This window comes from Streptomyces sp. SDT5-1, from assembly GCF_052245995.1.
Lineage (GTDB): Bacteria > Actinomycetota > Actinomycetes > Streptomycetales > Streptomycetaceae > Streptomyces.
The window spans coordinates 5926779-5945615 of the sequence record NZ_CM125963.1; the positions used below are offsets into that span (position 1 = coordinate 5926779).

An 18837-nucleotide genomic window follows, 5' to 3' on the forward strand; every position below is an offset into this window, starting at 1 on the left:
TCAAGCTGTTGCGCCCTGCCCGGAGCTCCCGAGGGACTCCGGGCAGGGCCGCGTCTTCTCCTGGTCAGCTCCAGGAGGAATGAAGAAGTGAGAAGCAAGAAGGCGGCCGCCACCGCGTACGTTTCCGTGGCCGTGGGGGTCGGGCTCGTCGCCCTGTCCGCGTGCGGGTCCTCCGGCGGCTCGGGTGCCGCGGGCGGTGACGCGAAGACCGTGACCCTCGTGAGCCACGATTCGTGGGCCGTGTCGAAGGGCGTGCTCAAGGACTTCGAGAAGAGCTCCGGGTACAAGGTCAAGGTCCTCAAGGACGGCGACGCCGGTCAGGCCGTCAACAAGGCGATCCTCTCCAAGGACAACCCGCAGGGCGACGTCTTCTTCGGCGTCGACAACACCCTGCTCTCGCGCGCGCTCGACAACGGGATCTTCTCCTCGTACCGCGCGAAGGGGCTCGGGGACGTGAAGAGCGAGTACCGGCTCGACAAGGGCAAGGACCGTGTCACGCCCGTCGACACCGGGTCGCTCTGCGTCAACTACGACAAGGCGTACTTCAAGAAGCACGACCTCGCGCCGCCGGCCTCCTTCGCCGACCTGGCCAAGCCCGCGTACAAGAACCTGCTGGTCACGGAGAACGCGGCCACGTCGTCGCCCGGCCTCGGCTTCCTGCTCGGCTCCGCCGCGAAGTACGGCGACGACGGCTGGCAGGCGTACTGGAAGAAGCTGAAGGCCAACGGCGTGAAGGTCGTCGACGGCTGGGACCAGGCGTACAACGAGGAGTTCAGCGGCAGCGCCGGCGGGAAGAAGGCCGGGGGCGATCGGCCGCTGGTGGTTTCGTACGCGTCCTCGCCGCCCGCCGAGGCCGTGTACGCCGATCCGCAGCCGAAGACCTCGCCGGTCGGGGTGGCGAAGGGGACCTGCTTCCAGCAGGTCGAGTTCGCGGGGCTGCTGAACGGGGCGCGGAACGAGAAGGGCGGCAAGGCGTTGCTCGACTTCCTGGTCTCCAAGAAGTTCCAGGAGGACATGCCGCTCAACATGTTCGTCGACCCCGTCACGAAGAACGCCACCGCGCCCGCCGACTACACCAAGTACGCGGTGAAGATCGACGATCCCGAGACGATGAGCCCGCGCGAGATCGCGGACCACCGGGACGACTGGGTGAAGTCGTGGACGTCGCTCGTACTGAAGTAGCCGTTCCGAAGAGACGCACCGGCAACGCGGCGCGGATCGGGCTCATGGCCCTGCCCGTCGTGTTCTTCGGGCTGTTCTTCGCCTACCCCGTGGTCGCGATCGTCGAGCGCGGGCTGCACGTGGACGGCGGCTGGCAGATCGGGCGGCTGTTCGACGTGCTGGGGCAGTCGGACATCCGGCACGTGCTGTGGTTCACGGTGTGGCAGGCGCTCGCGTCGACGGCGCTCACGCTGCTGATCGCGCTGCCGGGGGCGTATGTCTTCGCCCGGTTCGAGTTCCCGGGCAAGCAGGTGCTGCGGGCGGTGGTGACCGTGCCGTTCGTGCTGCCGACCGTCGTCGTGGGCACCGCCTTCCTCGCGCTCGTCGGGAGGGGCGGGCTGCTCGACGAGGTGTGGGGCGTCCGGCTCGACACCACCGTGTGGGCGATCCTGCTCGCGCACGTCTTCTTCAACTACGCGGTCGTGGTGCGGACCGTCGGCGGGCTCTGGGCGCAGCTCGACCCCCGGCAGGAGGAGGCCGCGCGGATGCTCGGCGCCTCGCGGTTCGCGGCGTGGCGGCGGGTGACGCTGCCGGCGCTCGGGCCCGCGGTCGCCGCTGCCGCGCTCATGGTGTTCCTGTTCACGTTCACGTCCTTCGGCGTCGTGCAGATCCTCGGCGGACCCGGGTTCTCGACGCTCGAGGTCGAGATCTACCGGCAGACCGCGCAGATTTTCGATCTCTCCACCGCGGCCGTGCTGACCATCGTGCAGTTCGTCGCCGTCGGGCTGATTCTCGGTGTGCACGCGTGGACCGTGCGGCGGCGGGAGAGCGCGCTGCGGCTCGTGGACGCGGCGGGGACGTCGCGGCGGCCGCGCGGCGCGGGGCAGTGGGCGCTGCTCGGCGGGGTGCTCGGCTCCGTCGCGCTGCTGATCGTGCTGCCGCTCGGCGTGCTCGTCGAACGGTCGCTCGATGCGCCCGGCGGGTACGGGTTCGGGTACTACCGGGCGCTCGGGAACGCCGACGGCGGCACCTTCCTCGTAGCGCCGATCAACGCCGTCTGGAACTCCCTCCAGTACGCGCTCGCCGCCACGGCCATCGCCGTCGTCATCGGTGGGCTCGCCGCAGCGGCGCTCACCCGGCGCGCGGGGCGGCTCGTGCGCGGGTTCGACGCGCTGCTGATGCTGCCGCTCGGGGTGTCGGCGGTGACCGTCGGCTTCGGGTTCCTGATCACGCTCGACGAGCCGCCGCTGGACCTGCGGTCGTCGTGGATCCTGGTGCCGCTCGCGCAGGCGCTCGTGGGTGTGCCCTTCGTCGTACGGACGATGCTGCCGGTGCTGAGGGCCGTCGACGGGCGGCTGCGGGAGGCCGCGGCGGTGCTCGGGGCGTCGCCGCTGCGGGCGTGGCGGGAGGTCGACCTGCCGATGGTGCGGCGGGCGCTGCTGGTCGCGGCGGGGTTCGCCTTCGCGGTGTCGCTCGGCGAGTTCGGGGCGACGGTGTTCATCGCGCGGCCCGACAATCCGACGCTGCCGGTGGCCGTGGCGCGGCTGCTGGGGCGCGCGGGGGAGCTCAACTACGGGCAGGCGATGGCGCTTTCGACCGTACTGATGGTGGTGTGCGCGGCCGCGCTCCTTGTGCTTGAACGTGTGCGGCCCGCCAAGGCCTCGACCGGGGAGTTCTGATCTGATGTCGCTGCTGGAGCTGGACGACGCGACCGTACGGTTCGGTGGGCGCGCCGTACTCGACGGGGTGGGCCTCGAGGTGGCCGAGCACGAGATCGTGTGCGTGCTCGGGCCGAGCGGGAGCGGGAAGTCCACGCTGCTGCGGGCCGTCGCGGGGTTGCAGCCGCTGGACGGTGGGCGGGTGTCGCTCGGCGGGGCCGATCAGGCGGGGGTGCCCGCGCACAAGCGGGGCGTGGGCCTGATGTTCCAGGACCACCAGCTGTTCCCGCAGCGGGACGTGGGGCGGAACGTCGCGTTCGGGCTGCGGATGCGCGGGGCCGGGAAGCGTGAACAGGCGGAGCGGGTACGGGAGTTGCTCGCGCTCGTCGGGTTGCCGGGGGCGGAGCGGCGTGCGGTCGGGGAGCTGTCCGGTGGGGAGCAGCAGCGGGTGGCGCTCGCGCGGGCGTTGGCGCCGAGGCCGCGGTTGCTGATGCTGGACGAGCCGTTGGGGCAGCTCGACCGGTCGTTGCGGGAGCGGCTCGTCGTCGAACTCCGCGAGCTGTTCGGTGAGTTGGGGACGACCGTGCTCGCGGTCACGCACGATCAGGGGGAGGCGTTCGCGCTGGCCGACCGGGTCGTGGTGATGCGGGACGGGCGGATCGCGCAGAGCGGGACGCCGCTCGAGGTGTGGCAGAACCCGGCGGACGAGTTCGTGGCGCGGTTCCTCGGGTTCGACAACGTGGTGGGGGCGACGGTGACGGGGGCGGTCGCCGATACGCCGTGGGGGAAGGTGCCGGTGCCCGAGGGGGCGGCTGACGGGGAGTGCCGGCTGCTTGTGCGGCCTGCGGGGGTACGGGTCGTGCCGGTGGCCGAGGCGCAGCTGACGTGTGTCGTGGCTGCGCGGACCTTCCGGGGGACGCATGTTGCGCTGCACTTGCAGCCGGGGGATGCGCCGCGGTTGGAGGCGGCCTGCGCGCTGCGCTCCGCGCCGGAGCCGGGGGACGTGGTCGGGGTCGCCTTCGACGAGGCGGAGGTCGTGGTGCTGCCGGCGGCGACCCCTTAGCACCCTCGTTTTCCGTTGCGCGGCACCGGGGCGCCGCCTTGCCCACCCTGCCGCCCTAGGCGGCAGGGTGGGACAACGGTCAGCGGGACGTCTTGCGGCGCAGAGCGAAGACCACGCCCGCACCCGCCGCGACCAGGAGGGCCGCGATGCCGGCGATGATCGGGGTGTTGCTGCTCGCGCCCGTCTCGGCGAGGTCCGAACCGCCCGCCGGGGAGGCGGAGTTGCTCGGGGCCGGGGCCGCCGGAGCGCTCTTCGAGGGCGCCGGCTTCGACGGAGCCGGCTTGGACGGCGCCGGAGCGCTCGTCGACGGCGCCGGCTTCTCCGGCGTCGTGGCGCACGCCTTGCCCGGCGCCGTCACATTCGGCTTGATGTCCTCGTCGACCTGGTTGCCGGCCTTCACGTGGACGCGATAGGTGGCGTTCGGCTGCCAGTTCTCCTTGAACGTGACGGTCGCGCCCTCGCGCGTACCGGTCACGTCCTGCGTACCGATGAGCTTCTCCGAGCCGTCGGTGCTGAGGAAGACGGAGACCGTCGCCGGGGTGCCGGAGGCGTCCTTGTCGACGACGGTGATGACGCCCTGCTCGCCGGAGCACGACGCCTCGGCGGAGAACTCGCTGATGTTGCACGCGAGCGCGGTGTCGGCGACGCCGAGGGTGAGGGCCGCGGCGCCACAGGCGACCACGGCGAGACGCGCGGATCTGGAGGTTATGCGGGGGGCTACGGACACAGCTGTCCTTCACGGGTACTGGGAAGAGAAGGGGTGCGGCGCGGCGCGAACGCACCTCGAAGCTCAACACCCCCACGGTCACCGCTGGTTTATCGGTGACCGTGACGGGCGGTCAAGACACGAGGGAGCTCATGCGCCACTCTTGACCCCCGCTTGACCCAACGCGCTACCCGAGCCGTCCGATCGCCTCGCCCGCCTCCTCGGCCGTGTCCACCAGGGCGATCCGGTCCTCCATGGACCGCCCGCGCGCGAGCGCCTGCAGGAGCGGCCAGGTGGGCAGGTCCTCGGTCCAGTGGGCCCGGTCGACCAGCACCATCGGCGTCGGCTCGCCCCGCGACTCGTAGTAGTTGGGCGTCGCGTTGTCGAAGATCTCCTGGACCGTGCCCGCCGCGCCCGGCAGGAAGATCACGCCCGCGGTGGACCGGGCGAGCAGGCCGTCCTCGCGGGTGGCGTTGGCGAAGTACTTGGCGATGTGCTCGGCGAACACGTTCGGCGGCTCGTGCCCGTAGAACCAGGTCGGGATGCCCACCGAGGGGCCGCCGCCGGGCCAGCGCTCCCGCACCGCGAACGCCGCCTCGGCCCACTCCGTGATCGACGGCGTGAACGACGGCGATTTGGCGAGGAGTTGGAGCGCGTCGTCGAGCATCGCGTCGGCGAAGGGCGCCGCGTACGCCCCGAGGTTCGCGGCCTCCATCGCGCCGGGGCCGCCGCCCGTCGCCACGGTGTACCCGGCGCGCGCGAGCGCCCGCCCGAGCCGGGCCGCGCCCGCGTACGCATCGGTGCCGCGCGCCATCTGGTGCCCGCCCATGACGCCCACCACCCGTGCGCCCACGAGGAGTTCGTCGAGCGCGTCGGACACGGAGTCGTCGTGCACCGCGCGCAGCATCGACGCGAACACGTCGCCGTCGGCCTTGGTCCGCTGGAACCAGTCGTACGCGCGGGCGTCGGGAGTGGCCGCGTAACCGCCGTCGGAGGACAGCCCGTCGAAGAGCTCGTCCGGCGTGTAGAGGCGACCCCGGTACGGGTCGAAGGGGAGGCCGGGGACCGGCGGGAAGACGAGGGCGCCGCGCGCCCTGACCTCGGCCGCCGCCGCGGGCTCCATCGGGCAGCCGAGGAATATGGCGCCCTCGACCTCGGCGCCGCGCAGGCGCTCGGTGCGCCCGGTGAGGTCGACGGCCTGCACCCGGTGCCCGGTCAGCGTGCCGCGCGCGGCCACCACCTCGTCGAACTCCGCGAGCGTCTCGATCTCGCGGTCGGTGGTCGTGGAGGGCACGGACGGTTCGTGGGACTGCTCTGGATTCGGCACCCGCCCATGCTAAGCACGGGCGGGCGCCGGGAAGTTGCTCAGCTCTCGATGACCGACGGGTCCATCCACATGACCTCGAAGGTGTGGCCGTCGAGGTCGTCGAAGGCGCGGCCGTACATGAAGCCGTGGTCCTGCTTCTCACCGGTCTCCGTGCCGCCCGCGGCGATCGCCCGGTCCACGAGCTCGTCGACCTTCTCGCGGCTCTCGGCACTCAGCGCGAGCAGCACCTCGCTGCTGCTCTTCGAGTCGACGATCGACTTCTTCGTGAAGGCCGCGTACTTCTCCTTCGTGAGCAGCATGAGCACGATGTGGTCGCTGATGACGATGGAGGTGGCGGTGTCGTCGGAGAACTGCGCGTTGCGCTCGTAGCCCAGCTCGGTGAAGAACTTGGTGGAGGCGGCCAGGTCGTTCACGGCCAGGTTCGGGAAGATCATCTGCTGGTACTCGCTCATGACGTGTCCGTCGCCTTCTCACTGGAATCAGGTGGTGTGGTCCGTACGAACATGTAGACGGCCAGTGTGGGCAAAACTCATCGCGCCGTCAGGGGAGCGGCCGAAAGTTCCGCGACGACCCAGGTCAGCGGCCCGAACAGGGCGAGCAGCGCGGCGGCCCTGAGCGCGGCGGCCCCGCGCAGCGCCGTGGCGGGCGCGCCGATCCGCAGCAGCGCCTCCGCCGTGTGCCGCCGTTCCTTGCGGGCCTCGAAGGACGCGGTCACCAGCGTCGCCACCGCGCACCCGACGACCAGCACCGCGCCGAGCGTGGCCAGCGGTCCGACGCCGGACGCCCGCTCCCCGTACACGACCCCCGCCGCGTACAGGCCGGATGCCACCGCGCAGACCACGCCGAGCGGGCGGCCGATGCGCCGCGCCTCCTCCTGGAGCACCCGGCCCGCCAGCAGCCGCACCGCCGAAGGCCGTACGGACTGGAGGGCGCGGCCGCACAGGTACGTGAGGCCGGGGCCGGCGAGCGCCAGGCCGAGCGCGGTCAGCGTCCAGCCCGCGAGCACCCCGGTGGGGCTGCCGGTGAGGCCGCCGGGCAGCCGGGAGCCCGCGGCGCCGCGCGCGCTCGCCGCGTACGTCTCCACGGCGAGGCCCGCCGCGAGCACCGCGAAGCCCCAGGGGAGACCGGCGGGGGCGGAGGCCGGTTCGGCCGGCCGCGCGGTGTCCTCGACGGGGCGCGCGAGCCGCGGGCGCAGCGCGAGGGCGCTCGCCGCGGACGCCGCGAGCGGCACCCACGTGAGCAGGGTGATCGTCGCGGCGAGCGGCAGCGGCCGGTCGGCGGCGAGCAGCCCGCGGGCGGCGCCGTCGAACGGGAGGCCGGAGATGTCGCCCCGTAGATGCAGGAAGAACAGCAGCGCCAGCATCGAGCCGAGCGTGCAGGCGATCGCCGTGGAGATCGCCGCGATCAGGGTGAGGCGGCCGGGGCCGAGGCCCACGGCGGACAGGCCCTCACGGGGTTTCGTGCCGGGGTCGGAGCGGGCCACGGCGACCGCGAAGTACACCGTGGCGGCGAGCGGCAGCGTGCACCAGGCCAGGCGCAGCAGGGAGTTGGCCGCGGCGTCGGGGTGCGCGAGGGCGTGGCCTAGCGTGCACAGGAGCAGGAAGCCGGTGCCCGCGGAGGCCGCGGCGACGAGCAGTCTGCGCAGCTGGACCAGCGGGTGCGCGCCGCGCGCTAGACGGAGAGCGAGCACGCGGCCCGGCCTTCCGCCTCGGCGGTCTTCTCGGGCAGCGGCACGGTGTGCACGCGGCGCCCGTCGAGCAGCGACTCTGTGCGGTCGGCGAGGGCGCCCACCGCGGAGTCGTGGGTGGCGAGGACGACCGTGATCTCGTGCGAGCGGGCCGCGGCGGTGAGGGTGCGCAGCACGTGGGCGCTGTCGGCGCGGTGCAGGGCGGCGGTCGGCTCGTCGGCGAACACCACGCTCGGGGCGTGCGCGAGGGCGCGCGCGATGGACACGCGCTGGCGCTCGGCGACGGACAGGGCGTGCGGGCGCTTGCGGGCGAGCCGGCCGACGTCGAGCCGGTCGAGCCACTCGTGCGCGGTGGTCTTGGCGATGCGGCGCGGGGTGCCGCGCAGCATCAGGGGCAGCGCCGCGTTCTCCCACACGTTCAGCTCGGGTACGAGGACCGGCTCGGGGTCGATCCAGCCGAACCGGTCGCGGCGCAGCCGCTCGCGGACCAGCGGGCCCATGGTGTGCACGGGCGTGCTGTTGAACCAGACCTCGCCCTGATCCGGCAGGAGCTGCCCGGAGAGGCAGCGCAGCAGGGTCGTCTTCCCGCTGCCGCGAGGACCCGTGACGGCGAGGATCTCGCCCTCCCGAACGCCCAGCGAGACGCCGGTGAGCGCGGGCGTCGCGTCGTCCGATCCGCTGTGCGCGTAGTGCAGGGAACGCGCCCACAGCACGTCGTTGTCCGGCGGGGCCACCATGACGTACACCTCGGTTCTGATCAGTTGCCGTCCCCCGATAGGGGGAACGAAGGCGGGGCCGATCGGTCACTGGGCACGGTAAGGAGGCGGGGGCGCGCGCCGGAGAAGGGCACGGCCCGGTCGCCTCCCATCTCACTCGGATGGGTGCGACCGGGCCGTGCGTCAAGCCAGTTGGCGTTCCGTGGCCGCCCTGGCTCGGGCCGTGATCGGGCCTTGATCAGATCTTCGCCCAGGCCTCGGTGAGCACCTGGCGGATGATCCCCTCGATCTCGTCGAAGGTGGACTGGTCGGAGACCAGCGGCGGGGAGAGCTGGATGACCGGGTCGCCACGGTCGTCGGCGCGGCAGTACAGGCCGTACTCGAAGAGCTTCTTCGAGACGAAGCCGTAGAGGATCCGCTCCGACTCCTCGTCCGTGAAGGTCTCCTTGGTGGCCTTGTCCTTCACGAGCTCGATGCCGTAGAAGTACCCGTTGCCGCGGACGTCGCCGACGATCGGCAGGTCGTTCAGCTTCTGCAGCGTGTTGAGGAAGTTCGCCTCGTTGTCGAGCACGTGCTGGTTGAGGCCCTCGCGCTCGAAGATGTCGAGGTTGGCGAGGCCCACCGCGGCGGACACCGGGTGACCACCGAAGGTGTAGCCGTGCAGGAACGTGTTGTCGCCCTTGTAGAACGGCTCGGCGATGCGGTCCGACACGATGGCCGCACCGATCGGGGAGTAGCCGGACGTCATGCCCTTGGCGCAGGTGATGATGTCCGGGACGTAGCCGAACTTGTCGCAGGCGAACATCGTGCCGAGGCGGCCGAAGGCGCAGATGACCTCGTCGGAGACGAGCAGCACGTCGTACTGGTCGCAGATCTCGCGCACGCGCTGGAAGTAGCCGGGCGGCGGCGGGAAGCAGCCACCGGCGTTCTGCACCGGCTCCAGGAAGACGGCCGCGACCGTCTCCGGGCCCTCGAACAGGATCTGCTGCTCGATCTGGTCGGCGGCCCAGCGGCCGAAGGCCTCCGGGTCGTCGCCGTGGATCGGGGCGCGGTAGATGTTCGTGTTCGGCACCTTGTGCGCGCCCGGGACGAGCGGCTCGAAGGGGGCCTTGAGGGCCGGCAGGCCGGTGATGGACAGGGCGCCCTGCGGGGTGCCGTGGTAGGCGACCGCGCGGGAGATGACCTTGTACTTGAGGTTGTTGCCCTTGAGCTTGTGGTACTGCTTCGCCAGCTTCCAGGCGGTCTCGACGGCCTCGCCGCCGCCGGTGGTGAAGAAGACCTTGTTGAGGTCGCCCGGAGCGTAGTGGGCCAGGCGCTCGGCCAGCTCCACGGCCTTGGGGTGGGCGTACGACCAGATCGGGAAGAACGCCAGCTCGGCCGCCTGCTTGGCGGCGACCTCGGCGAGCTCCTGGCGACCGTGACCGGCCTGCACCACGAACAGGCCGGAGAGGCCGTCCAGGTACTTCTGGCCCTTGTCGTCGTAGATGTAGGTGCCCTCGCCACGCACGATGGTGGGAACGGGCGCGTTCTCGTACGACGACATGCGCGTGAAGTGCATCCACAGGTGGTCGTACGCGGTTTGGCTGAGGTCCTTGCTCACGGCTATCGGGTTCCCCACATATAGGTCTGCTTCTTGAGCTTCAGGTAGACGAAGCTCTCGGTGGAGCGCACTCCGGGGAGGGCCCGGATGCGTCGGTTGATGACCTCCAGAAGGTGGTCGTCGTCCTCGCAGACGATCTCCACCATCAGGTCGAACGAGCCCGCGGTCATCACGACGTACTCGCACTCCGGCATGGCCGTCAGCGCATCCGCCACGGGATCCAGATCGCCCTCGACGTTGATGCCGACCATCGCCTGCCGCCGGAAGCCCACGGTGAGCGGGTCGGTGACGGCGACGATCTGCATGACGCCCTGATCGAGCAGCTTCTGGACGCGCTGGCGCACGGCCGCCTCGGAGAGGCCGACGGCCTTTCCGATGGCGGCGTACGGGCGCCTGCCGTCTTCTTGGAGCTGTTCGATGATGGCGAGGGAGACGGAGTCGAGCGGCGGATTGCTGCCGTTCCTCGAACTGGGTCCCTTGGGGTCTGCGCTGCGACTGGCCACGGCCTCACTGTGCACGAGGAGTCGTCTGTTTCGCAACCCCGGATCGATGAAATTCGTTGTCTGGGTGCTTCGCGCTGACGAATTTCGTGGTTCAGCAGGGGTGGGGGGTGTCGAAAACGTCTGTCGACGGTCTAGGGTGGGCGTCTCAAGCTTTGGACAGCGAACAGTCAGGAGGGCCGGCAGTGAGCACCAGTGAGCTGCGTCGTCTGCGTAATTACATCGACGGTGAGTTCCGGGACGCCGCCGACGGACGGACCACCGAGGTGGTCAACCCCGCCACGGGCGAGGCGTACGCGACCGCGCCGCTGTCCGGGCAGGCCGACGTCGATGCCGCGATGGCGGCCGCCGAGGCCGCGTTCCCGGCCTGGCGCGACCTGGTCCCCGGCGAGCGCCAGAAGTACCTCCTGAAGATCGCCGACGCGTTCGAGGAGCGGGCCGAGGAGCTCATCGCGATCGAGTCGGAGAACTGCGGAAAGCCGATCGGCCTGACCCGCAGCGAAGAGATCCCGATGATGCTCGACCAGATCCGCTTCTTCGCGGGCGCCGCGCGCATGCTCGAGGGCCGCTCCGGCGGCGAGTACATGGAGGGCCTCACGTCCTTCGTGCGCCGCGAGCCGATCGGCGTCTGCGCGCAGGTCGCGCCGTGGAACTACCCGATGATGATGGGCGTGTGGAAGTTCGCCCCGGCGCTCGCCGCGGGCAACACGGTCGTGCTCAAGCCGTCCGACACCACCCCGGCGTCCACGGTCCTGATGGCCGAGATCATCGGCTCCATCGTGCCCAAGGGTGTCTTCAACGTGGTGTGCGGCGACCGTGACACCGGCCGTCTCATGGTCGAGCACAAGACCCCGGCGATGGCCTCCATCACCGGCTCCGTGCGCGCCGGCATGCAGGTCGCCGAGTCCGCCGCCAAGGACCTCAAGCGGGTCCACCTGGAGCTTGGTGGCAAGGCACCCGTCGTCGTCTTCGAGGACGCCGACCTGCAGAAGGCCGCCGAGGGCATCGCCGAGGCCGGGTACTTCAACGCCGGCCAGGACTGCACCGCCGCCACCCGCGTGCTCGTGCACGAGTCGGTGCACGACGAGTTCGTCACCGCCCTCGCGAAGATCGCCGCCGAGACGAAGACCGGCGCGGCCGACGACGAGGACGTGCTCTACGGCCCGCTCAACAACGCCAACCAGCTGAAGCAGGTCACCGGCTTCATCGAGCGCCTCCCGGCGCACGCCAAGGTCGAGGCGGGCGGCCACCGGGTCGGCGAGCAGGGCTACTTCTACGCCCCGACCGTCGTCTCGGGCCTCAAGCAGGACGACGAGATCATCCAGAACGAGGTCTTCGGCCCCGTCATCACCGTCCAGTCCTTCACGGACGAGGACCAGGCCGTCGAGTACGCCAACGGCGTCGAGTACGCGCTCGCCTCCTCGGTCTGGACGAAGGACCACGGCCGCGCGATGCGGATGTCCAAGGTCCTCGACTTCGGCTGCGTGTGGATCAACACCCACATCCCGCTCGTCGCCGAGATGCCGCACGGCGGCTTCAAGAAGTCCGGCTACGGCAAGGACCTGTCGGCGTACGGCTTCGACGACTACACGCGGATCAAGCACGTCATGACGTCGCTGGACGCGTGAACCTCACCTACGAAGAGGTCGGCGCGACCCTGGCGGCGGGTGAACTGCCGCCCGGGTACGCCCACATGGACCGCCGTGTCCGGCTCGGCTCGGGGCAGGAATGCCTCGAGCGGGCCGGCGCGGCGGTTCTCGCGTGGGGCGCGCAGCGCGGGGCCGGGCTCCGGGTGACACCGGGCGACGACGTCCGGGAGGGCGCCGACGTCGAGCTGCGGGCGCCGTTCCTGCGGATTCCCTGCCGGGTCGTACGGGTCGTGCGCGAGCCCGCGCGCATCGGGTTCGCCTACGGGACGCTGCCGGGGCATCCCGAGTGCGGCGAGGAGGCGTTCCTCGTGGAGCGGGCGGCGGACGGGACCGTGTGGTTCCGAATCCGGGCGTTCTCGCGGCCGGGGCGGTGGTACGCGCGGCTCGGCGGGCCCGTGGCGCGGGGCGTGCAGAGGTGGGTGACGGGCCGGTATCTGCGGGCTGTCGCCGACGCGGCCGCCGGGGCGTAGATCGACAAGGTGTCGGCCCCTGCCCCCGGGGCTCGACGCAGCGTCCATTGTGGGGTCAAGTCACCGGGGGAGAGGCTGAGTTCGTGCGAGCGAACCCGATACCCCACCAGGTCAACCGTCGTTCCCTGCTGCGCGCGTTGGGCGGTGGTGCCGCCGCCGTGGCGGTCGGCGCCCTCGCCACCGGCTGCGGGGTGCCCGCCGCGTACGTCGCGCCCGGCGAGCGCGCGGCGCACGACCTGTCCGCCGGTGACAAGCGGCTCACCTGGGCGAACTGGCCGCTCTACATCGACGTCGACGACGACAACCCGTCGAAGCGCCCCACCCTCGACGCGTTCGAGAAGCAGTCCGGGATCCAGGTCAAGTACACCGAAGAGATCAACGACAACGACGAGTTCTTCGGCAAGATCAGCCCGTCGCTGATGAACCACCAGAAGACCGGCCGCGACCTCATCGTCATCTCCGACTGGATGTGCTCGCGCTTCGTGCGGCTCGGCTGGGTCCAGGAGATGGACCGCTCCCGCCAGCCGCACGTCACCGAGTACCTCGACCCGCTGCTGCGCTCGCCCGCCTTCGACCCGGGCCGCAAGTACACCGTGCCGTGGCAGTCCGGCATCACCGGCATCGCGTACAACAAGCGGAAGCTGGGCCGCGAGATCAAGCACGTCTCGGACCTGTGGGCGGACGACCTGAAGGGCCGCGTCACGCTCCTGTCCGGACTCGACGAGTCCTTCGCCCTCCTCATGCAGGGCAACGGCGTCGACATCACGAAGTGGACCGCCGCCGACTTCGACAAGGTCTGCGACCAGGTCGAGAAGCTCGTGCGGACCAAGCACATCCGCCGCTTCACCGGCAACGACTACATCAAGGACCTCTCCAGCGGCGACGTCCTCGCCTGCCAGGCGTACAGCGGCGACATCATCCAGCTCAAGGCCGACAACCCCGACATCGAGTTCGTCGTCCCCGAGGAGGGCGCCGAACTCTGGGCCGAGTCCCTGATGATCCCCAACCTCGCCGACCACAAGGCCAACGCCGAGCGCCTGATCGACTACTACTACGAGCCCGAGGTCGCCGCGGAACTCGCCGCCTGGGTCAACTACGTCTGCCCCGTCCCCGCCGCCCGCGACGTCCTCGCCTCCTCCAAGGACAAGGAAACGGCCGCCCTCGCCGATGACCCCCTGATCTTCCCCGACGACCGCATGCGCTCCCGCCTGGCGATCGCCCGGGACATCAGGGCGTCGGAGCGCACGGAGTTCTCGAAGCGGTGGAACAGGATCGCGGGGTTGTGATTCAACGGGTGTGAGGGCGCGCCGAGTTGAGGCCGATCTAGGCTGTCGCCATGACCGATGACCCGTCGCCCGTCGGGGCCGCCGTGACGCTGGGGCTCTTCGTCGCATGGGCGTTGCACGATGCCGAAGAGGTCGTTGCCGCGCCGCGTTGGGTGCGGAGGAACGTGCCGGTGCTGAGGGAGCGGTGGCCGGGGGTGCCCGAGCGGGTGTGGCGGGGGCTCGAAGGGGTCGATGAGCGGGAGTTCGCGGCGGCCGTCGGGGTGATGGCCGGGATCGTCGGTGCCGGCGCCGTCGCGGGGTGGGCGAGTGGTGGGCGCAGTGCCACGTACCAGGCGATGCTGAACGGGTTCGGGGCGCACGGGCTTGTGCACGTCGGGCAGGCCGTCGCCGTGCGGGGTTACACACCGGGGGTCGCGACCTCGCCGGTGCTCGTCGTGCCGTTCACCGTGTGGGCGCGGCGGCGGCTCAGGAAGGCGGGGGTGCTGCGGTCGGGCCGCCCCCGCGACGTCGTCGCCGGTGTCGCGTGGGCGGCCGCGGCGACCGTCGTGTCGCACGCGGTGGCGCGGCGGGTCGTCAGGCGGTGTTCCGGACCGCTGCCAGGATGATGCGCTGGGCGACCGGGTTCATCTCCTCGCCCTTGGCGTCCGTGGAGTTCACCGAGTAGACGGCCGTCCGGGAGAGGTTCCGGGTCGCGGCCATGCCGGTGCTGTAGCCGTAGCGGGAGCCGGACTTGCCCCAGTAGGTGTGGTTGTCGATCTTGATGCGTTGGAGGCCGGCGGTCATGGTGGCGTCGGGGAGGCCCGCGGGAGGCGTGAACATCTCCTTCAGCTGGGGCTCGGGGACGATGCGGGCGCTGAAGAGGGCCGTCAGGAGGCGTTCCAGATCGGCGGTCGTGGAGATCATGTCGCCCGCCGCCGTACGGTCGGTCTGCACCCACTCCGTCACGTCGACGAACTTCCCGTCCACCAGCTGGTAGCCCCGGTTGTGCGGGCCGTGGATGCGGCGGTCGGTCCCCGGGAAGTACGTGTGGCGCATTCCGGCCGGGCGCAGGACGAGCCGGGTCGCCGCGTCCGCGAAGGTGTCGCCCGTGACCTTCTCCACGAGCAGGCCGAGCAGCGTGTAGTTGATGTTGAGGTACTGCTGGCGTGTGCCGGGCGCGAACGCGGGCTCCTTGGCGAGCGCCGACGCCGCGACCCATGCCGGCGTGACGACGTCGAAGCGGTGCGCGTACTGGTCCGCGAACGCGTCGCCCCAGCCGTCGCCCGCCGGTATCCCGCTGGTGTGGTTGAGCAACTGCCGTACGGAGACGGGCCGGTGGAAGGCGCTGCCGGCGAACAGCTCCGGGAGGTAGCGCTGCACCGGGGCGTTCAGGTCGACCCTGCCGTCGGCGGCCAGCCGCAGCACGGTGGCGGCCGTCACCACCTTCGTCGTCGAGCCCGCCCGGAACCGGGCCTCCTCCCGCGCCGCCGCCCCCGTACGCAGATCCCGTACGCCCGCCGCCCCGTGCCAGGAGCCGCCGGTGCCGCCGACCCGGACAAGCGCCGCCGTGGCGTCGTCGTCCGGCAACCTCTGGAGCGATCCGGCCAGCGCCTTCGCGTCGGGTGCGCCCGGGGTGGGCAACGCCGCCGCCCGCGTGGGGGCGGCGGCGCCGAGGGCGAGGGCGGTGGACAGGGCGAGCACGGTGCGACGCTTCAACGGGGCCTCCTGGGACGGGAGTCGGCCCGCTCGGGCCGACACGGATCATCCTCGGCGGCCCCGGCCCGCGGCAGCTCGTCGTACGGGATGAACCGAACCCTGGTCCGGACGGCCCGCGCCCCCTAGGGCCTGTCGTCAAACTCCCGTCTGCGGCGCGACGCCTGGCACGCACGCTCGCTGCGTTGCCGAAAGACCCGAGTAGCTCCGCTACTAGGATCTTCCGGCGCCTTGCGATCGCACGCACCAGACGCCGCGCCGCCGCCCTTCGGGCGACGACGGGAGTTTGACGACAGGCCCTAGGGGCTCGGGGCGTCAGGCGCCGCGCAGTGACGTCAGGACGTCGATGCGGTTGGTGGTGATCGAGTCGACGCCGAGGTCGAGGAGGCGGCGCATCGAGCGCTTGGTGTCGGGGGTCCACGTCGACAGGAGGTAGCCGTCGTGGTGCACCTTGGCCGCCAGGTCGCGGGTGATCAGAGAGAAGCGGTAGTTGAGCCAGCGGGGGGCGAGGGCGGCGAGGACGCCCGCGCGCGGGGGCGCGAGGGTGGTCCAGGTCAGGGCGAGTTCGGCGGCGGGGGCCGCGGCGCGGACCTTGAGCAGCGTCTGGGCGCCCGCGCAGTAGTAGACCCGCTCCTGCGCGCCGCAGTCGGCGACCGCGCCGACGATCGTGCGGACGGAGCGGGCGTCGGCGCCCGGCAGGTCGATCATGACGCGGGCGTCGCCGCACGCCTCCAGGGCGTCCGCGAGCGTGGGCACGCCGCCCTCGGTGAGGCCGCGCACCTCGTCGTAGGAGAGCGCGGACAGCGGGCGTTCGTGCTGCCACAGGCGCTCGAGCGTGGCGTCGTGCAGGAGGACGGGGACGGCGTCCCGCGTCACGCGGACGTCGACCTCCACCGCGTCCGCGCCCCGTTCGAGCGCGGAGCGCAGGGACGGCAGGGTGTTCTCACGGACGCGGTAGGGGTCGCCTCGATGGGCCACGGCAGTCACGGTGCGCATGGCCCCATTGTGACGTCCGGCGCTCAGGCCGTGGTCGGCCAGTTCGCCGTGTATGTGTCGATCTCGGCGGCGATCCGTGCCTTGCCGACCTCGTCGAGGAACGACGCCCGCACCGCGTTCTTCGCCAGCTCCGCCACGCCCCGCTCGTCGAGGTCGAGGAGGCGGGCCGCCACCGCGTACTCGTTGTTGAGGTCGGTGGAGAACATCGGCGGGTCGTCGGAGTTGATCGTCACGGTCACGCCCGCGTCCACGAACCGGCGCAGCGGGTGCTCGTCGAGGGTGTCGACGGCGCGCGTCGCGATGTTCGACGTCGGGCAGACCTCCAGCGGGATGCCGTGCTCGGCGAGGTGCGCGAGCAGCTTCGGGTCGTCCGCCGACGACGTGCCGTGGCCGATCCGCTCGGCGCCCAGGTGGGTCAGCGCGTCCCACACCGTGCCGGGCCCGGTCGTCTCGCCCGCGTGCGGGACGCTGCGCAGGCCTGCCGCCCGCGCCCGGTCGAAGTACGGCTTGAACTGCGGGCGCGGAACGCCGACTTCGGGCCCGCCGAGCCCGAACGACACGAGGCCCTCAGGCCGCAGCGCGTCGTCCGTCGCCAGGCGGGTGGTCACCTCGGCAGACTCCAGGCCCGCCTCGCCGGGGATGTCGAAGCACCAGCGCAGCACCGTCCCGAACTCGGCCTCCGCAGACTTCCTGGCGTCCTCGATCGCGTCCATGAACCCGCGCTCGTCGATGCCGACGGACGGCTTCACCGACGAGAACGGGGTGATCGTCAGCTCCGCGTACCGCACGTTCTGCCGGGCCATGTCGCGGGCGATCTCGTACGTGAGGAGGCGGACGTCCTCCGGCGTGCGGATCAGGTCGACCACCGACAGGTACACCTGGATGAAGTGCGCGAAGTCCGTGAACGTGAAGAACTCGGCCAGCCGCTCCGGGTCGGTCGGGACCTTGGAGTCGGGGTGCCGGGCGGCGAGCTCCGAGACGATCCTGGGGGAGGCGGAGCCCACGTGGTGGACGTGCAGTTCCGCCTTCGGCAGTCCGGTGATGAAGGCGCGCAGGTCCCGCTCGGGGCGCTGGCTCTGGCTCACGGTTTCCTCCCCAGGAACGTGGGTGATCGGCTGATCGGGGTCCTCGTCATCGTATGCGGGCCGGGCGGGCTGCCGGGGCGGCGCCTAGCATGACCGGGTGAGCGAGCACGACCCGTGGCGCCCGCCGCCGGCGCCCTCCGCGTACGGGTACGTCAATCCGTACGCGGCGCCGGACGAGCCCGTGCCGCCACCGCCGATCGGCCCGGAGGGTCCCGGCCTCTGGCCCTGCCAGATGTACGCCCCCGGCTTCGGCGCCCCCGCCGTCGCCCCGCCCCGCAACGGCATCGGCGTCGCCGCCCTGGTCCTCGGCGTCGTCACCGCCGTCGGCTTCCTCGCCTGGCCCGTCGCCCTCGTGACCGGCGTCCTCGCCATCGTGCTCGGCGTGATCGGCCGACACCGGGCCGGGCAGGGGGCCGCGACCAACGGCGGGCAGGCGCTCGCCGGGCTGATCTGCGGTGTCGGCGGGCTGCTCTCGGCCGTGGGCATCGCGATCGCCGTGCTGGCCTGAAGCCGCCGAGGCCCGGAGAGCGCGGCTCAGCGCAGCCGCCGTCTCGCCTCCATCAGCGCGAACCCCAGCAGATTCGGCCCCCGCCATGCCGCCGGATCGTCCGCCCCCGCGTCGTCCGCCGCCATCCCGATGCCCCACACCCGGTCCAGCGGACTGGCCTCGACGAGCACCCGGTCACCCGTCCCCACCAGGAACTCCCGCAGCGCCGGATCCGACCCGAACTTGTGGACGCTGCCCTCGACGACCACCCGGAAGCGCTCCCGCTCCCACACCGCGTCGTCGAAGCCCCGCACCAGGCGCCCCGCCTTCTTCGCCTCCGCCGGATGCCCGGCCGAAACCGCCCTGCGCTCCGCCTCCGCGTCCCCGAACAGGCGGGCCTTCTCCGCCATCATCCAGTGCTCCGCCGTCCCGTACTCCACCCCGGCCACCGTGAACGGGGAAGGCCACCACTGGCTGAGGCAACTCGCTCCGAGCGCCCCGTCCTTGCGCGGCGCGTGCCCCCAGAAGTGCAGGTACTTCACGCGTGTCCCCGCCTCCAGGGCCGCGATCAGCGATTCCCTGCTGTCGATCTCCATACACGGGAGTCTGGCAGGTACTACTGACAATCCGTCCTGCGTTTTCCAGGAGGACTCGACATCTGGCCGACAGATTCCGTCGCGTAACCAAAAGGCAACAACGGAATCACTTGTTGGCGTAGTGGTCCTCTGTCAGGATCGGCACTCAAATCGAGCTG

Annotated in this window: 19 protein-coding genes; 8 read left to right on the forward strand and 11 right to left on the reverse strand. The window is 71.4% G+C overall.

Annotated elements, in window-relative coordinates; genetic code table 11:
* The first annotated feature begins 87 nt into the window (after positions 1-87).
* The 3 genes from ACTWJ8_RS27445 to ACTWJ8_RS27455 are packed head-to-tail and all read left to right on the forward strand — an operon-like array spanning position 88 to position 3882.
* Positions 88-1182, forward strand: coding sequence for a thiamine ABC transporter substrate-binding protein (locus ACTWJ8_RS27445; protein ID WP_356389039.1), 1095 nt, complete (start codon positions 88-90; stop codon positions 1180-1182).
* Entirely contained in the window at positions 1158-2840 is a 1683-nt protein-coding gene (locus ACTWJ8_RS27450; RefSeq protein ID WP_443260517.1) for an ABC transporter permease, read from the forward strand. The genes ACTWJ8_RS27445 and ACTWJ8_RS27450 overlap by 25 nt, the downstream gene beginning before the upstream one ends.
* Positions 2841-2844: 4 nt before the next feature.
* The gene (locus ACTWJ8_RS27455; RefSeq protein WP_443260518.1) at positions 2845-3882 is read left to right on the forward strand and encodes an ABC transporter ATP-binding protein; all 1038 of its coding nucleotides are present in this window, start codon (positions 2845-2847) and stop codon (positions 3880-3882) included.
* 79 nt (positions 3883-3961) lie between these two features.
* Here the strand turns inward: ACTWJ8_RS27455 and ACTWJ8_RS27460 are convergent, their stop codons facing one another.
* The 7 genes from ACTWJ8_RS27460 to ACTWJ8_RS27490 all read right to left on the reverse strand — a co-directional run bounded on the left by ACTWJ8_RS27460 (position 3962) and on the right by ACTWJ8_RS27490 (position 10436).
* The gene (locus ACTWJ8_RS27460) at positions 3962-4609 is read right to left on the reverse strand and encodes an LAETG motif-containing sortase-dependent surface protein (RefSeq protein ID WP_443260519.1); all 648 of its coding nucleotides are present in this window, start codon (positions 4607-4609) and stop codon (positions 3962-3964) included.
* Positions 4610-4775: 166 nt separating this feature from the next.
* Positions 4776-5915, reverse strand: coding sequence for an LOG family protein (locus ACTWJ8_RS27465; RefSeq protein WP_443260520.1), 1140 nt, complete (start codon positions 5913-5915; stop codon positions 4776-4778).
* Between the two features lie 38 nt (positions 5916-5953).
* On the reverse strand, positions 5954-6367 hold the full coding sequence (locus tag ACTWJ8_RS27470) for a VOC family protein (RefSeq protein WP_356389049.1): 414 nt from the start codon (positions 6365-6367) through the stop codon (positions 5954-5956).
* A 77-nt stretch (positions 6368-6444) separates the two neighbouring features.
* Positions 6445-7605 (reverse strand): hypothetical protein, encoded by a 1161-nt coding sequence (locus ACTWJ8_RS27475; protein WP_356389051.1) that lies wholly within the window; start codon positions 7603-7605, stop codon positions 6445-6447.
* A complete protein-coding gene (locus ACTWJ8_RS27480) occupies positions 7587-8339 on the reverse strand; it encodes an ABC transporter ATP-binding protein (protein WP_356389053.1) in 753 nt (250 codons plus the stop codon). Before ACTWJ8_RS27480 ends, ACTWJ8_RS27475 begins: the two co-directional genes overlap by 19 nt.
* Positions 8340-8556: 217 nt before the next feature.
* Positions 8557-9936: an aspartate aminotransferase family protein gene (locus ACTWJ8_RS27485; RefSeq protein WP_443260521.1), complete on the reverse strand. Its 1380-nt coding sequence runs from the start codon at positions 9934-9936 to the stop codon at positions 8557-8559.
* Positions 9921-10436 carry an Lrp/AsnC family transcriptional regulator gene (locus ACTWJ8_RS27490; RefSeq protein ID WP_356389057.1) on the reverse strand — a complete coding sequence of 172 codons (516 nt, stop codon included), beginning with the start codon at positions 10434-10436 and terminating at the stop codon, positions 9921-9923. Before ACTWJ8_RS27490 ends, ACTWJ8_RS27485 begins: the two co-directional genes overlap by 16 nt.
* A gap of 167 nt (positions 10437-10603) precedes the next feature.
* Here ACTWJ8_RS27490 and ACTWJ8_RS27495 point away from each other — a divergent pair, with 167 nt between their 5' ends.
* From ACTWJ8_RS27495 to ACTWJ8_RS27510, 4 genes are all read left to right on the forward strand, one after another.
* A complete protein-coding gene (locus tag ACTWJ8_RS27495) occupies positions 10604-12046 on the forward strand; it encodes a gamma-aminobutyraldehyde dehydrogenase (RefSeq protein WP_356389059.1) in 1443 nt (480 codons plus the stop codon).
* On the forward strand, positions 12043-12537 hold the full coding sequence (locus ACTWJ8_RS27500) for a DUF1990 family protein (protein ID WP_356389061.1): 495 nt from the start codon (positions 12043-12045) through the stop codon (positions 12535-12537). Before ACTWJ8_RS27495 ends, ACTWJ8_RS27500 begins: the two co-directional genes overlap by 4 nt.
* An 83-nt stretch (positions 12538-12620) precedes the next feature.
* A complete protein-coding gene (locus ACTWJ8_RS27505) occupies positions 12621-13823 on the forward strand; it encodes a polyamine ABC transporter substrate-binding protein (RefSeq protein ID WP_443260522.1) in 1203 nt (400 codons plus the stop codon).
* A 50-nt stretch (positions 13824-13873) separates the two neighbouring features.
* Positions 13874-14428, forward strand: a complete 555-nt coding sequence (locus ACTWJ8_RS27510; RefSeq protein ID WP_443260523.1) for an HXXEE domain-containing protein — start codon at positions 13874-13876, stop codon at positions 14426-14428.
* Here ACTWJ8_RS27510 and ACTWJ8_RS27515 read toward each other — a convergent pair.
* From ACTWJ8_RS27515 to ACTWJ8_RS27525, 3 genes are all read right to left on the reverse strand, one after another.
* On the reverse strand, positions 14397-15518 hold the full coding sequence (locus tag ACTWJ8_RS27515; protein ID WP_443260524.1) for a serine hydrolase domain-containing protein: 1122 nt from the start codon (positions 15516-15518) through the stop codon (positions 14397-14399). The two genes, ACTWJ8_RS27510 and ACTWJ8_RS27515, sit on opposite strands and share 32 nt — an antisense overlap.
* A 312-nt stretch (positions 15519-15830) precedes the next feature.
* On the reverse strand, positions 15831-16511 hold the full coding sequence (locus ACTWJ8_RS27520) for a glycerophosphodiester phosphodiesterase (RefSeq protein WP_443260525.1): 681 nt from the start codon (positions 16509-16511) through the stop codon (positions 15831-15833).
* Between the two features lie 23 nt (positions 16512-16534).
* Positions 16535-17623: an adenosine deaminase gene (locus ACTWJ8_RS27525; RefSeq protein WP_356389860.1), complete on the reverse strand. Its 1089-nt coding sequence runs from the start codon at positions 17621-17623 to the stop codon at positions 16535-16537.
* 70 nt (positions 17624-17693) lie between these two features.
* Here ACTWJ8_RS27525 and ACTWJ8_RS27530 point away from each other — a divergent pair, with 70 nt between their 5' ends.
* Positions 17694-18104, forward strand: a complete 411-nt coding sequence (locus ACTWJ8_RS27530; protein ID WP_356389856.1) for a DUF4190 domain-containing protein — start codon at positions 17694-17696, stop codon at positions 18102-18104.
* A gap of 26 nt (positions 18105-18130) precedes the next feature.
* Here the strand turns inward: ACTWJ8_RS27530 and ACTWJ8_RS27535 are convergent, their stop codons facing one another.
* The gene (locus ACTWJ8_RS27535) at positions 18131-18679 is read right to left on the reverse strand and encodes an NADAR family protein (RefSeq protein WP_356389854.1); all 549 of its coding nucleotides are present in this window, start codon (positions 18677-18679) and stop codon (positions 18131-18133) included.
* Positions 18680-18837: the final 158 nt, after the last annotated feature.

Coding starts and splice junctions, on each gene's coding strand:
- ACTWJ8_RS27455 (WP_443260518.1), top strand. CDS start 2,845: ATGTCGCTGCTGGAGCTGGACGACGCGACCGTACGGTTCGGTGGGCGC.
- ACTWJ8_RS27470 (WP_356389049.1), bottom strand. CDS start 6,367: ATGAGCGAGTACCAGCAGATGATCTTCCCGAACCTGGCCGTGAACGAC.
- ACTWJ8_RS27480 (WP_356389053.1), bottom strand. CDS start 8,339: ATGGTGGCCCCGCCGGACAACGACGTGCTGTGGGCGCGTTCCCTGCAC.
- ACTWJ8_RS27510 (WP_443260523.1), top strand. CDS start 13,874: ATGACCGATGACCCGTCGCCCGTCGGGGCCGCCGTGACGCTGGGGCTC.
- ACTWJ8_RS27520 (WP_443260525.1), bottom strand. CDS start 16,511: ATGCGCACCGTGACTGCCGTGGCCCATCGAGGCGACCCCTACCGCGTC.
- ACTWJ8_RS27535 (WP_356389854.1), bottom strand. CDS start 18,679: ATGGAGATCGACAGCAGGGAATCGCTGATCGCGGCCCTGGAGGCGGGG.